General features: G+C 61.6%; 10 protein-coding genes. 5 read left to right on the top strand and 5 right to left on the bottom strand.

Annotated elements, in window-relative coordinates:
• Positions 1-96: 96 nt before the first annotated feature.
• Both metG and ACIX9_RS05840 read left to right on the top strand, forming a co-directional pair.
• Positions 97-2,643, top strand: coding sequence for a methionine--tRNA ligase subunit beta (gene metG, locus ACIX9_RS05845; protein WP_013579553.1), 2,547 nt, complete (start codon positions 97-99; stop codon positions 2,641-2,643).
• Positions 2,644-2,710: 67 nt separating this feature from the next.
• Positions 2,711-3,766, top strand: coding sequence for a hypothetical protein (locus ACIX9_RS05840; RefSeq protein ID WP_013579552.1), 1,056 nt, complete (start codon positions 2,711-2,713; stop codon positions 3,764-3,766).
• 18 nt (positions 3,767-3,784) lie between these two features.
• On the opposite strand, the gene hpf is transcribed toward ACIX9_RS05840, so the two are convergent.
• From hpf to ACIX9_RS05820, 4 genes are all read right to left on the bottom strand, one after another.
• Positions 3,785-4,150 carry a ribosome hibernation-promoting factor, HPF/YfiA family gene (gene hpf, locus ACIX9_RS05835; RefSeq protein ID WP_013579551.1) on the bottom strand — a complete coding sequence of 122 codons (366 nt, stop codon included), beginning with the start codon at positions 4,148-4,150 and terminating at the stop codon, positions 3,785-3,787.
• Positions 4,151-4,306: 156 nt separating this feature from the next.
• The gene (gene rpoN / locus ACIX9_RS05830) at positions 4,307-6,019 is read right to left on the bottom strand and encodes an RNA polymerase factor sigma-54 (RefSeq protein ID WP_013579550.1); all 1,713 of its coding nucleotides are present in this window, start codon (positions 6,017-6,019) and stop codon (positions 4,307-4,309) included.
• Between the two features lie 216 nt (positions 6,020-6,235).
• A complete protein-coding gene (gene lptB / locus ACIX9_RS05825; protein ID WP_013579549.1) occupies positions 6,236-6,964 on the bottom strand; it encodes an LPS export ABC transporter ATP-binding protein in 729 nt (242 codons plus the stop codon).
• 102 nt (positions 6,965-7,066) lie between these two features.
• Complete coding sequence (locus ACIX9_RS05820; protein WP_013579548.1) at positions 7,067-9,427, bottom strand: LptA/OstA family protein; 2,361 nt, start codon at positions 9,425-9,427, stop codon at positions 7,067-7,069.
• An 82-nt stretch (positions 9,428-9,509) separates the two neighbouring features.
• Between ACIX9_RS05820 and ACIX9_RS05815 the strand changes: the two genes are divergently transcribed.
• Together ACIX9_RS05815 and ACIX9_RS05810 are read left to right on the top strand one after the other, a co-directional pair.
• Positions 9,510-10,205, top strand: coding sequence for a hypothetical protein (locus ACIX9_RS05815; RefSeq protein WP_013579547.1), 696 nt, complete (start codon positions 9,510-9,512; stop codon positions 10,203-10,205).
• A 131-nt stretch (positions 10,206-10,336) separates the two neighbouring features.
• Positions 10,337-12,721 carry a TonB-dependent receptor gene (locus ACIX9_RS05810; protein WP_013579546.1) on the top strand — a complete coding sequence of 795 codons (2,385 nt, stop codon included), beginning with the start codon at positions 10,337-10,339 and terminating at the stop codon, positions 12,719-12,721.
• 125 nt (positions 12,722-12,846) lie between these two features.
• On the opposite strand, the gene ACIX9_RS05805 is transcribed toward ACIX9_RS05810, so the two are convergent.
• A complete protein-coding gene (locus ACIX9_RS05805) occupies positions 12,847-13,815 on the bottom strand; it encodes a hypothetical protein (RefSeq protein WP_157477343.1) in 969 nt (322 codons plus the stop codon).
• A 112-nt stretch (positions 13,816-13,927) separates the two neighbouring features.
• On the opposite strand from ACIX9_RS05805, the gene ACIX9_RS23570 reads away from it, so the two are divergent.
• On the top strand, positions 13,928-14,584 hold the full coding sequence (locus ACIX9_RS23570) for a TetR/AcrR family transcriptional regulator (protein ID WP_013579544.1): 657 nt from the start codon (positions 13,928-13,930) through the stop codon (positions 14,582-14,584).
• Positions 14,585-14,610: the final 26 nt, after the last annotated feature.

Genomic DNA, 14,610 nt, shown 5'->3' with positions numbered 1-14,610 from the left:
GCCCTGTAATGGCATTTGCACCTGCATTTGCTCTTGCCGTAGCCTGTTTCTACGCCAACTACCACCAGAATCCCCTGCTAAACTGGCACATACGCCATGCCAGACCCATCCTGTAGCTTCTACGTCACCACCCCCATCTATTACGTCAACGCCCGCCCCCACATCGGCCACGCCTACACCACCATCGTCGCCGACGTCCTCGCACGCCGCGCACGAGCCCAGGGCACCCCCACCTGGTTCCTCACCGGCACAGACGAGCACGGCCAAAAAATCGAGCGCTCAGCACTTGCGGCGGGTATTCCGCCGCAGACCTTTACGGACCAGGTAAGCGCCTCCTTCCGCGACCTCTGGAAGCGCATGGGCATCACCAACGACCAGTACATCCGCACCACGGACGAAGCCCACAAAAAGGGAGTTCAGAAGCTCTTCGCAGACCTCCACGCCAAGGGCCAGATCTACCTCAGTACCTACACCGGCCAGTACAGCATCGGCGAAGAGATGTTCGTAGAAGGCCCTCCCGGCACCATAGGCCCCGACGGCAAACCCACCGAAACCGTCACCGAAGAAAACTTCTTCTTCCGCCTCAGCGACTACCAGCTCCCCCTCCTCAACCTCATCGAGTCCGACACCCTAAAAATCACCCCAGAAGCCCGTAAAAACGAAGTCCTCAGCTTCCTGAGAGGCAATACATCGGGTGCCCCAGGTCCCGATTCTGGGACCTGGGTTTCCACGGATCTCAAACAGTCCGCCAAGGGAATCCTCTACCTCCCCGGAGCCCTGAAAGACCTCTCCGTCTCCCGCAGCAGCTTCACCTGGGGCATCCCTGTCCCCGAGCCCGCCGCCTCCGAAGCCAAAGAAAAGCACGTCATCTACGTCTGGCTCGATGCCCTCGCCAACTACATCACCGCCCTCGGCTACGGCTCCGACGACACCACCCAGTTCGAAAAATTCTGGCCCGCCGACATCCATCTCGTAGGCAAAGAGATCATCCGTTTCCACTGCGTCTACTGGCCCGCCTTCCTCCTCGCCGCCGGCCTCGACCTCCCCAAAGCCGTCACCGCCCACGGCTGGCTCCTCTTCGACGACTCGAAGATGAGCAAATCCAAGGGCAACATAGTCCGCACCGAAACCATCCTCGACGCCTTCGGCACCCTCCTGCCCCCCCCCGCCGCACTAACCTCGGACGCATTGGCCCTTGGGATTAGAGGGGGGCTTCAGCCCCCCGTCAACGGAACGGAAAACGAAGGGGCTTTAGCCCCGGGCTCTCCCACCCCGCCCCCCGAACCCACCAAACAGGACCAGGACCTCTTCGCCGCCGACGTCCTCCGCTACTTCCTCCTCCGCGAAATCCCCTTCGGCCAGGACGGCAGCTTCACCTTCGAGGCCCTCATCACCCGCTACAACGCAGACCTCGCCAACGGCTACGGCAACCTCGTCAGCCGCACGCTGAACATGATCCATAAGTACTTCGACGGTGTAGTTCCGCCATCATGGGTCTCTTCCAACTCAGTAGTCTTAGAGTCATCTGTCAAAGAATCCCAACTCTTTGATCGGTTTGTTAACGATAATTCGAGCGGAACCTGGGTCACTAGGCTTCCAAGTGAGGCTGTTGCTCTTTCACTTGCAGTCGGAAGAAACACACAGCTACTCCGTTTCAATAAAGCATTGGAAGCTTGTAGTGAACTCATCCGCTTGCTTGATTCGGATCTAACTTCCAAAGCCCCGTGGAAGGTCATCGTCGGACTTAGCGACGACGAGATGCAGGAGAAACGAGCGAGTGTCCTCTACACCGCCGCAGAATCCATCCGCATCATCACCGCCCTCCTCCACCCCATTCTCCCCTACGCCACAGCCAAAGTCTGGCACCAACTAGGCTTGGGAGACATAGAACTAGCCGCAGCAAACGGCGAACTAAAGAATCTCACCTGGGGAGGCCTCCAACCCGGCACCAAACTAGGCCCACTCTCCCCCATCTTCCCAAGAGCCGACAAAGGACTAGCCCAAACCATGAGCGATATGGAACAAGAAAAATCCAAAGCCCCCGTCTCCAACGCCCCCGTCTCTAAGCTTGTAGACGAAAAGTTCAACGCCTCCCCTGAAACCCCACAAGACCCAACCCACCCCGGAGCCCCGCCCCGCGCCTTCGGAGAAGCCACCACCGTAGCCGGCTCCAACGCCCACTCCACCGAGCGCCCCGGCACCCCACCTCACGCAGAAGCCGCCTCCGGAATCTTCAGTGCCCCATTCATGCCGGAGTCTAATCCCGGAATGAGTGGGTCTACCCCTGCTGCCGGACCAGCCGATGCCTCCCCCCAGATCACCATCGACGACTTCGCCAAGATCGAACTCCGCGTAGCCCAGATCCTCGTCTGCGAGCGCATCCCCAAAGCCGACAAGCTCCTCCGCCTCGAAGTCGATCTCGGCTACGAAAAGCGCCAGATCCTCTCCGGCATAGCCGAGTGGTACACCCCGGAAGACCTCATCGGCCGCCGCATCGTCGTCATCACCAACCTGGCCCCTCGCAAGATGCGCGGCCTCGAATCCCACGGCATGCTCCTGGCAGCCAGCACAGAAGGCGGCAAGCCGCATCTAGCCACCTTCGCCGGAGCGGATGACCTGCCCCTGGGCTCCCGCCTCAAATAGCGCAACACCCCGGGATCGTTTGCCGCAGGCAAACGATCCCTCCGCGTTATCCTCGGAGCATCCTCCGATGCCGACCCCCTCCCGCCGCCAACGCTACGAATCCCTCACCCTCCGTATCGTCCTCCTCCTCGCCACCCTCCATCTCCTCTGGTTCTACATCAACAAAGTCATCTCCGTCCTCAGCCTCCCCCGCTATGAGCAGGGCGTGGAGCGTATGCCCTTCCAGGCCCGTCTCCTCATGCAGCTCCCCCTCCGCTGGGCCCATAGCTCCCCCACCCTCATCCACGCCGCCGCCACCCTGACCCAGCTCAACACCTGGCTCCCCCGCGGCGTCATCCCGGAAGACCTGGTTGAGCTTCCCATCTACCTCCTCTTCACCCTCATCGCCGGCCTCGTCGCCCGCTCACTCTACCGCACCTACTCCCGCACCGCCCTGCTCCTCCCCTACGTCTACCCCCTCTTCCTCATCATGGTCGCGACGTCCTACTGCATCCTCACCACCCACGCCTTCCGTTACGTCTACGACCTCCCCAGCCTCGGCCTCTTCGCCATCGGCCTCTGGCTCATCCAGCGCCGCGCTCATCCCATCCTCTTCGCCGCCCTCTTCCTCATCGCCACCCTCAACCGCGAGACCTCCCTCTTCCTCCTCTACTTCTTCGTAGTCTCCAACTGCGTCGCAGAAGAAAAATTCCACTGGCCCCGAGCCTTTTCCCTCCGGGTCCTCGCCACCACCCTCCCCCTGGCCGCAGCCTGGATCGCCTGGCACCTCTTCGTCACCCGCCACTTCGCCGGCCTCGACTCAGAATCCGCCCCTCGCATCCAGACCAACCTCATCACCCTCGCCTGGCCCATGGTCTGGCCGCAGCTCTTCGCCGTCCTTGGCTATACCCTACCCATCCTCCTCATTGTCCGCTCCAGAACCCGCCCCCTCGAGCTCCGCCTCTGGCTCTGGATCACTCCCGTCTGGGCCGTCTTCATGTTCTTCTTCGGCGTCTTCGCGGAGGTCCGCCTCTTCGGCGAGCTCATCCCCATCTTCACCGCCGCAGCCGTCCTCCTCGCAGAGGAGCGCATCATCCTCTCCCTCACGCAAAAAGGGGCCGGAGATCATCTCCAGCCCCTCTAAGCCATCCCTGAATCCCTCTTACGCCGCAGCCGAACTCTGTGGCACCTCTGCCAGTTCGATCAGCGGCTCCGCGGAGTCCGGCTTTCCATGCCGCTCCACCGTCATCCGGCGTTCCTTGTGCTTGATCGCCTGGGACTCGATCTTCTTCAGCGCATCATGCAGCGCCACCAGCATGTCGGTGTCCTGACAGTTGGTCGCCACCAGCGTTTCATTCGCCGCGACCAACGTCACCTCCACGCACATACGGTACTTGTCTTCGGTAAAGATGACATGCGCCCCAACACTGCGCCCCAGCAGCTTGTCGATCCGACCAAGCTCCTGATCTGCCATCTGTTTCCACTTCGGTGAGATCGTCGTGTTTCTTCCGGTGTACTCAACGTTCATTCATTCACCTCATCCCGTAGGATGCCCTACTTTACACCCAGGGATGCCGCAAATTCCACCCACTAACCGACACCCAATCCCAAACGTCATACCCAATTCCCATCAAGGAACCGAAGCGCTTGCCAGTCCCTGGGCCCTAGGCTCTAGGCTCTGCTCTCACCGCACCCGCCGCTGATGCGTACTGGGAATCTGCAGATCCTCCCTATACTTCGCCACCGTCCGCCGAGTCACATTGATCCCCTGCGCCTTCAACTCCGCAGCCAGATGATCATCGGTCAGCGGCTTCCGCGGATCTTCTTCCTCAATCAGCTTCTTCACCTTCCGCTTCAGCAGCACCAGCGGAAGATCCCCACCCTCCGGACCGTTCACGCCTTCGGAGAAGAAGAACCGCAGCTCATAAACCCCCTGCTGCGTATGCACATACTTGTTCGCCACCGCCCTGCTGACGGTAGAAGGATGCACCCCAATCTCCTCCGCCACCTCCTTGATCATCATCGGCTTCAGCGAGCTCTCACCATGCTCCAGAAACTCGCTCTGCCGCCGCACAATCGATTCGCACGTCCGCACAATCGTGTTCTTCCTCTGCTCGATATTCCGCAGCAACTGAATCGCACTCTTGTACCGTTCCTTGACGTAGTCCTTGACCTCTTTTTCCGTCTGCTTCTGCTTCAGCATCTTCCGATAGCCCTGGTTCAGCCGCAGCGTCGGCATATCCTCCTCGTTCATCACGACCACGTACACATCGTCGCGCTTCACAAACGCCACATCCGGCTCAATCAGCCTCGTCTCACTGACGTTGTACCGTTGCCCCGGCCTCGGGTCCAGCGTCCGGATAAACTCCACCGCCGCCTGCACCTCGTCGGGGCTCTTGCCGCAGCTCTTCGTCAACTCCCGCATGTCCTTCTTCTGCAGCAACCCCAGGCACTGCGCCACAATATGCCGCGCCGTCCCAAACACATCCCCGCCCCGCTCGTCGATCGCAGCCGCGCTCTCGACCTCCACCTCACCCCAATCCTCCGCCTCAGCCCGTAGCTTCACCCGGTCCGCATACTTCGCCCGCCGCCGCAGCATCATCTCCGCCTCATGCTTCTGTGCGTCGATCTGCAGCAGCAGACACTCCCTCAGATCCCTTGCCCCCACCCCCACCGGATCGAGCGCATGCACCACCTCCAGCGCCGTTTTGACCGCCTTCAGCTCAGCTTTGAACTCCCGGCCGCCGACCGCCTCAGCAGCCAGAGCCTGCACCACCCCAGGCTCCACAGCCTCTTCCACCAGAACCCCACCCTTGACCCTGTGCCGATCGAACGGAATCGGCTCCGGCAACACCTGCGCCCGCAGCGCCTCACCCAGCGCCTCCGCAAGCTCCTCTTCGCTCGCCGTCAGGTACCCGTTCATATCCAGGTTCCCAACGATCAGCTCCGCCGCGCCCCGCACATCCGGCTTCAGCGTCAGAGACCCCAACTGCCACAGCAAATGATCGCTCAGCGTACTCGGCTGCGATAAAAAGTGCTCAAACGAAGGCTTGTCGAACTCCTCAAAATTTGAAGCCGTCTTGTATCCCGGGTCCAGATAGTCCTGAAAGTAGCTCCCAAAGTCGATCTCGTCGAAGGGATCTTTCTCCTCACGAACCTTCTCGTCGGCCACCGCCTCGGCAGAACGCTCCCGATCCCCTTCAATCCCCGTCCGCTCATCCAGCGACGCCGCGGACTCCTCAAGCTCCTCGAGAACCGGATTCTCCACCATCTCGGAGTTGATCATGTCCTTCAGCTCGAGCTTGTTCAGCGCCAGCACACTGACCATCTGAACCAGGCCAGGCGTCAGCACCTGCCGTTGCGACACTCTCAGATTCAGCTTCGGTTGCAGGTACAAGCGTGCGCCTCTCTCAACCGGCCCTGAGCAATTCAACCTCCAGTCCGGCGTTGGCCTCAGTCTACACTTCTCTGAAGCTTCGTGCAGCCCGCAAAACCCGCGAAAACAAAGCCCAAACCTTAGAAATCACTAACCCAAAAGTTGTAGCACTCTCTACGCTTTTTCTGCCCCTCCACTACCTCGCCACTGCCCATCCACTACCCCGCCACTGTCCTACTAGTCCATCGAAAACTTATCCCCCAGATAAACCCGTCTCACCTCAGGATTCCGCCCTAGCTCCCCCGGAGTCCCCGTCGCAAAGATCTTCCCTTCGTTGATGATGTAAGCCCTGTCCGTCACACTCAGCGTCTCTTTCACCTGGTGATCCGTAATCAGCACCCCAATCCCGCTCGCCTTCAGCCCGAAGATGATCTCCTGCAGATCCAGCACCGCAATCGGGTCGATACCCGCGAACGGCTCATCCAGCAAAATAAACGCCGGTTCAATACACAGGCACCGAGCGATCTCCACTCGCCGCCGTTCCCCCCCACTCAACGCATACCCCCTGGTCTTCCTCACATGACCCAGATTCAACTGCTCGATCAGCCGCTCCGTCCGCGTCCGCCGCAGCTCCCAGCTCAGGTTCTGAACCTCCAGCACCGCCAGGATGTTCTCCTCCACCGTCAGCTTCCGAAACACACTCGGCTCCTGCGGCAGATAGCTGATCCTGTGCTGCCTCGCCCGCAGATACATCGGCAGTCGCGTAATATCCACCCCATCCGCGAGCACCCTTCCCGCATCCGGCCTCACCAGCCCCACGATCATGTAGAAGCTCGTCGTCTTCCCCGCGCCATTCGGCCCCAGCAGCCCCACCACCTCGCCCTGCGAGATCGAAAGGCTCACCCCCCGCACCACCTCGCGCCCGCCGTAGCTCTTCCCAATCTCTTCCGTACTCAAAACCCGCATCGCAACAGCCTCACAAACTTAGACCAACCAAAATCCATCCGTGCCCCATTCATCGCAAAGCTTCATCGCGATGAGTGGGAACTCAACTGTCAACCCGCAAAATCACTGCTTCACCTTGCTCTCCCCGTGCACCCGCTGAGCACCCGTAGAAGCATCCCCACCCGAGATCATCACACTCTTATCCCCGCTCCTGAACCGCAGCGTAGCTCCTGTAATCGTACCCTTCTCCTCATCCACCATCTTCGGCGGCACGCCCTTCCCGCCCGTCATCACGAACGTCTGATCGGCAGCCGTATAAACAAGCTGCTCCCCGGTAGCCTTCCGCCCCGGCTGCTCCACCTGCACAGCCCCCGCAGCGACCATCCGCTCCACCCGCCCCGCCGGAAATCCACCCACCCCTGGCGTCTTCGCAGCAGCAGCACCGGCAGCCTTCTCCGCCAGAAACGCCGTAGCCTCCTGAGCATTCATCGTCCCATCCCGATCCTCGACCTTCACCCGCCCGCGAAACACCACCGTCCTCGCACCCTCCGTATAAACCATCTCGTGCCCAGAGATCCGCACCGCCCCGCCATCGCTCTTCGCCTTCGCCCCTGTAGCCGGCTTCTCACTCACCAGCACCGCCCGCACGACCGGAACTTCCCCCGCCACATCCCCATGCGCGGTCAACCGTCTCTTCTCGACCCCAGCCTCCTTCACATCCTCCAGCAACAGCACCGGAGCCTCCACCTGAGATCCCCCCTGCCACATCCGAGCATCCTTACCCGCCCCCCCAAAGAACTCCGCCGTCCCCGCCGAATGTTTCTCCACCGCCCGGGCAGAGGTCACATGCACCGGCTCACCCTTGCCATCCTCCGCCATGTAGCTCACCCTTACATTCCCGTCCGCAGTCGAGTCTCCCGTCCCCCGATCCATCCCCACCGTATCCGCCAGCACAACACTCGTCGCATCTGAGACCTGCACCCCACCCGTCATCGTCAGCTTATTCGCATCACCATCAAACACCGCCGTATCAGCCGAAGCATGTTCCACCCGCACCGCACTCCCAGCCGTCTTCCCCGGAGCACTCCTGACAGTCTTCACACTCCCCCGCTGCACCGCCCGCTGTATCTCCTCCGCCCCAGCCTTGACTCCCGGCTTGAATGAAATCTCCAGCGTATCGCCAGAGCTCGTCTCCTCCGCACCCTTCACCCCAACCTGGTGGACCACCGTATGCCCCACCCCATTCAGCCCGGTAATCCGTTCCTTCTTCCCATCAGCCGCAAACCGAGCTGTCAGCGTATCCCCACTCAGATCCGTAGCCGACCGCCCCTTCGCCCCCGCATCCGCCATCCGCAATACTGCCCCACCGGTAGCCGTAGTCTCCTTCACCTCCACCCGCCCCTTCACCACCTCCGTCAGCGCCATCTCCACCCGCTCCGCCTTCAGTGACCGAGTCCCCGTCCCCGCCGCCTCATCCATCCTCACCCCACCAGTCACCAGAGCATGAGTAGGCCGCCCCGCCCCATCAAAGCTCACCCTCACATCCTGCGCCGCCCCCGTAGCATTCTTCACCGCCGTCACATCCTTGTACTGAACCCCACCCCAAAGATGAGCATCCTTAGGCTGCCCCGCCGCATTCAGCCCCACATCCAGCTTGTCCCCCGTCATCGTCCCTCGCCCCGCCCCTGCGAGCACCACATGCCCCTGCGCCTCCAGCCTCTCCGGCTGCGAGTCCGCCCCCATCCGCACCACCGCCCGATCCCCCGACACACTCTCCCCGTTTGAGACATACTTCGCGTCCGTCAGGTTCGCCACATTCCCCGTCCGATCCATCACCGCGTGCGAGGCCACCAGGTCCACTGGCCGCCCATCCCGCACCCCCGTCACATGCACCTGCGACCGCAGCACCACCACCCCACTCCCCGAGTCGTAATCCGCCCCCACAGCAGTCCCTTTCAGCCCCTCCGCCGCAAACTCGATCCCCTCATCCGTAGCCGCCACCCTAGTCTTCTGGTTGAACACCAGCCCACTCGTCTTCACATGAATCAACTTGCTCTCATCATCCTTGCCTGAACCCACCCCCGCCTTCCCCGCCGGAGCCGCCAGGTCGATATACACATCCCCCACCGCCGTCATCACCCCACTCGGCCGGTCGAACTCGAACTGCGCCCCATGAATCCGGTCCGCCTTCCCATCCTGCCGCCCATACAGGATGATTCCCGCGTCATGCAACGTAATCTTTCCGTTGCTATGCTCGACCTCCTTACTCGCATGAACCGTAAACACGGTCTTCCCCTTCACACTCTGCGAGTACGTAAACCCATTCGTCTCCTGCTTGATATCCACCCCAAGCTGCTTCGGGAGCCTCTTAAACCACTGCCGCGCCGAGTGCTGCCCATACCAGACAAACCCCGCCACCACCGCCACCAGCAGCACCGCCCCCGCGACCACCACCACCCGCAACTTTCCCAGCGTAAATCTCATACCCCACAATCATCTCATCCGCGGCTTTGACTGCCCCACCACTGAATCACCACTACCCCACCCCTGCATCTAAACTGTACTTATGGCTGACCAGCTCTACCTCTCCCTCTTCTTCCCCAACTTCCGTTTCGACTCGCTCCCTGCCACCATGGTCTCGGTCCTCCGCCAGTTCGCCCGAATCTCCGGCATCCCGCGCGTCTCCGCCTCCGCCGCCTATCCCGTCAGCTTCAACGAAGCCCCCATCTATCAGCGCCAGTTCGTCCTCGACCAACGCGCCGCAGAATCCGAAGACACCTCCGCCTCCATCATCGAGAACGCCGTAGCCGAAGCCACCGAGCTCCTCCACGAGGACACCGCCTACGAGTTCGAGATGAAGTGGAACCTCTGGCTCCCGCAACCCCAGGGCGAGATCGAAGGAGCCGAACTCGACATCCTCTGGAAGCCCATCCCCACCACCGTCAAGTTCCTCGGCTTCGGCCCGGACTTCGACGACTCCACCTTCGAGCAGAACGGCCACATCCGCGTAGACTTCGGCCTCGACACCCCCTGGATCATCGAGGACCCGGAAGACGAAGAAAACGACCTCCCCATCCTCTCCTTCGAAGACGAGGAAGCCAAAGCCGAAGCCGCCAAGCACATCAAGCAAAACATAGAGATGTTATTAGCCTTCACCCTCTCGGTAGAAAAGCACTGCAACATCTCCAGCCGCCTCCTCTGGACAGAATCCGGCGAACCCCTGGCCGAAAAACTAATAGCCCGCCTCCAGCGCCTCACCTGACCACCAGCCACCACAAAATAGCGACAACCTGGTGACATCTCCGTGACATCTCTCCTCACCGCATAAATCAGACTGAATTGGTCGCATATAAATAGGACCACAACGGTCGGATTACGCGGCATGGAGAGATCATGCGCAGCAGCACCCGTTTCAAACGTCTCGTTCCAATTGCATTCCTCGCACTTCGAGCCCCACTCGCCGCCGTCGCACAAACCGCCGAAATCCGCGGCTCAGTCCTCGATCCCTCAGGAGCCGCCCTCGCCGGCGCTCACATCACCCTCACCGGCCATGGCCCAGAAAAGACAGTCTCCTCGGACGCCAGCGGAAGCTATGACTTCCCCTCCCTCCCCGCCGGAACCTACACCCTCACCATCGAGTCCCCCAACTTCTCCCGTTACGAGAACTCCTCCCTCCACGTCTCCGCCACCGGCATCCTGGACTGGCCCGTTCACCTCACCCTCCAGTCCGCCTCCTTCTCCGTCGCCGTCCAGAGTGATACCGACGCCCTCCAGCAGATCCCCACCGTAGGCAAGACCGGCACCATGCTGGAGGATATGCCGCAGAGCATCTCCGTCATCACCAGCCGCCTCTCCGAATCCCAGGGCGACCTCGTCCTCGCCGACACCGTCCGCAACGCCCCCGGCGTCATCCAGGGCGGAACCGACGGCTTCGGCTTTGCAGACCGCTTCCAGATCCGCGGCCTGGAAGCCCGCATCTACAACGACGGCTTCTCAGACGGCGACGAGCGCAACGGCATCCCCCACTCCCTCAACGGCGTAGAGCGCGTCGAGATCCTCGAAGGCCCCGGCTCCTCCCTCTTCGGCTCCGGACCTCCCGGCGGCACCATCAACCTCGTCCACTACACCCCGTCGCCCCGCTTCGGCACCGGTCTCCAGTTCCAGACCGGCTCCTTCGGCCTCTACTCCGGCAGCGCCTATCTCACCGGCTCCACCCCCATCCACGGTCTCGACTACCGCATCGACACCCTCCTCCAGCACAAGGACGGCTACCGAGCCCTCCCCGGCGGCGACTACGAACTCCGCCCCACCCTCGGCTACACCACAAGCCGCAACGTCCTCCTCCTCGCAGCAGATGGCCGCGAACTCCAGGCCGTCCCCGACCCCGCCGGCCTCATCTACCTCAACCACACCCCCATCTCCGTCGTCCCGCGCGACACCAAATACTCCACCCCCTTCAGCTTCGGCAACCAGGCCATCGGCCGCTTCACCGCATCAGACGTCTGGCAGGCCGCACCCTTCCTCACCGTCAACAACCGCTTCTCGTACATGTACAGAAACCTCTCCATCCTCCGCAACGGAGACGGCGGCGGGGTCGTCGGCACTGCCCTCACCGGACGCCAACTCCGCAACCAGCACGACGTCGTCAACGACTTCGACTACGAAGCCGAGCCCATCTTCACCTTCCACACCGGCCGCATCCGCCACACCCTCCTCACCGGCGTCGAGATCCAGCACCAGTCCATCGCGGACAACCGCGCCACCGCCTCATTGCAGAACATCGCCAACATCTTCGCGCCCGTCATTCCTGAAACCTCCCGCGCATCGCTCGTCTTCCTCCGCGACGCAACCCACTCCGGCTTCCTCGATGACCTCCGCGCCACCTACGAAGGCCTCTACGCCACAGACCAGATCGACCTCACCTCCCGCTGGAAGCTCCGCGTCGGTGGCCGTGAGGACTTCTGGCAGACCACCCTCGCGCCCCAGATCTTCGTTCCCGGCCGCAGCCTCGGCAACGGCGTCCTCATCGAGCCACCCAGCACCTTCAGCCGCAACGACACACCCTTTAGCTGGAATGTAGGCACCGTCTATCGCGTCCTCCCCGGCGTAAACGCCTTCTTCGGCGTAGCCCACAGCAACCTCGTCAACTTCAACTCGGAGGCTACGCAAAACGGCGTTCAGGCCCCTGAAACCGGCACCCAGTATGAGGCCGGCATCAAGGCCGCCGCACTCAACGACCGCATCCTCATCACCGCAGCAGCCTTCCACGTCAAACGCGATAACGTCTTCTCTCTCGTCAGCGACATCCCCGTCTTCAACGACCAGCTCACCCAGGGCGGTGAAGGCTCAGTCGAGCTCTCCCTTACGCATCACTGGAAGCTCAACGCCAACGGCACCGGCATGCACGCCGCGCTCACCAACAACCCCTCTAGCCCTGCAGCCACCGGCCGCCGCCCTCAGGGCGTGCCAAACCGCATCGTCAACCTCTGGACCACCTACGACATCCCCTTCAGCCATCAGCAGACTCTCTCCTTCTCCGGCGGCTTCACTAACCGCAGCAGCATGTTCGCCGATCTCCTCAACACCAACTCCATCCCCTCCTACACCACCGCGGACCTCGTAGCCAACTTCAAAACCCACAAACTCACCGGAGCCTTCGGCGTCCGCAACCTCGCAGACACCCGCTACTTCACCGCAGCCAACGGAGCCGGCGGCTTCGTTGGCGATGCCCGCTCCTACTTCGGCAAACTCAACTGGCAGTTCGGCAACCGGAACTAGAAACACTCGCAGCACACACACCAGTTACCAATCACACAAGACAGGCAGCGCCATCGTTCTGGCCGCTGCCTGTTCTTCCGCCCAACCGGCCGGGGAATCGAGCTAACACTCATCCCTTATCCTCCCTAAGCCATCTGCGTCTTCCGCAACTCCTTCCGAGACTTCTTCAAACTCTTCACCACCGCCTTGCTGATCGCCTTCGTCACATTCAAGCTATCGCTATCGGACCCCTCTGACTTCTTCATCTCCTGATCCACGATCGCTGTCCCATCCTGTGTCCTCACCGTCAGGTGATAGTTCAACTTCGTCGTCCCCACAAAGTGTCCCAGCGGTCCCAGCGACGCGCGCACTGCCTGGTCGCCCTTCTTGAACGCCTCTGCCCGCACCGTCACCGTGAACTCCGCGCACTCGCCCGCCGTCCTCGTTCCGCCCGCCCGATAGACCGCCTCAATGCTCTTCTCGCTCTTCAGCCGCTCCACCAGGTGCTCGTACAGCAGCACCCGATCCTCAGCCGGAAAATCCGACTGCAGCTCCGCCCCAATCTCCTCCACCCGAACCGTATCGGCTCGCACCTTGCTCGCAGGGCACGCAACCGGCGCCAGCGCAGGCGCATACAGCGACGGCGGATGAACATCCAACTGCCCCAGCGCCGTCCCCATGTCATCGGTGTTCAGCACAAACACAGCCCCGTGATAATCCCCGGCCGCATCCGTAAACTCGATCGTCAGCAGCCCTACCTTCTTGTGCGCCACCGCAGCCACCGCAAAGCCGCCGCCATAAGGAATCAGCATGCGCACCACCCTGCCCTTGGTCCCAAAGCTCTCCACCCGCTCGTCCCCATCCGAGACCCCGACAATCCTCTGCCGCTCAATCTCATACGACCCTTGATCCGTCGTAAACCGCATCGTCCGCAAGCTGAACGAAAGCACTCCGTCTGCATTCGCTGCAATCCCCGGCAGACCATAAACCGCCTTCACCTCGCGGATCGCACCCGCCTCCCGCGCCTCGGCACCGCCCACCTCCGCATGAACCGTCGATCCCGACAACATCAAAACCAAAGCCGCTAAAGCCGAAGAACGAAGTACGCTTTTCATAGAACGCATCATGGTAAAACCTTTCTTAAAATCCAGATTATGAATGTCACATCATTTTGACAGTTACCACCAAATAATAGATTCATTCTTTTTCTTGAGATAGAATCCCCTCATGGGTCTCAGGGAAAAAAAGGCACAGCGCAGCCGCGACCGCATCGTCGCAGAAGCCATGACGCTCTTCAGCCGCAACGGCTTCGAACCCACCACCATGGAGTCCATCGCGGAGGCCGCTGACGTCAGCCCCTCCACCCTCTACCGCTACTACCCCACCAAGGACTCCATCGTCCTCGCCAGCTTCATGGGCAACACCGCCCGCTTCTCGGAGGTCTTCGCCCTCAGCCTGAAAGATCTCCCCGTAGAACGCGCCCTCGCCGAAGCCATCTTCGCCGTCCTCGCCATTGAAGACAAAGAGCCCAAACACGCTCTCCTCGTCCGCTCCATCCTCGGCCAGTCGCCCGCCGCCCGCGCCCATCTCTGGGACTACCTCGGAGAGCAGCAGCGTGAACTAGCCCGCCTCCTCGCCCAGGCCACCAACACCGCGCCTGACGACCCCGCCAACATCCTCACCTCCCGCATCGCCCTTGAGGTCCTCCTCGCCGCAGCCGACATCTGGCGCGCCAACAAGGGAAAGCAATCCTCCAGGGCAACCGCGGAAAACCTCATGACCCTCCTCACCACAGGAGCCGTCCTCTTCCCCGAGGCGGCCTCAACGCCCACGCCACCCACGCCAAAGAGACCGGCCTCCACCAAACCGAAAGCGAAGCCCTGAGCAAGCCTCCTCGAACGAACAAACAG

The sequence above is a fragment of the Granulicella tundricola MP5ACTX9 genome (assembly GCF_000178975.2).
In the GTDB taxonomy this organism is placed as follows: Bacteria; Acidobacteriota; Terriglobia; order Terriglobales; family Acidobacteriaceae; genus Edaphobacter; species Edaphobacter tundricola.
Note: the sequence above shows the minus strand (reverse complement) of the source record. Positions and strands in the feature narration are given on the sequence as shown.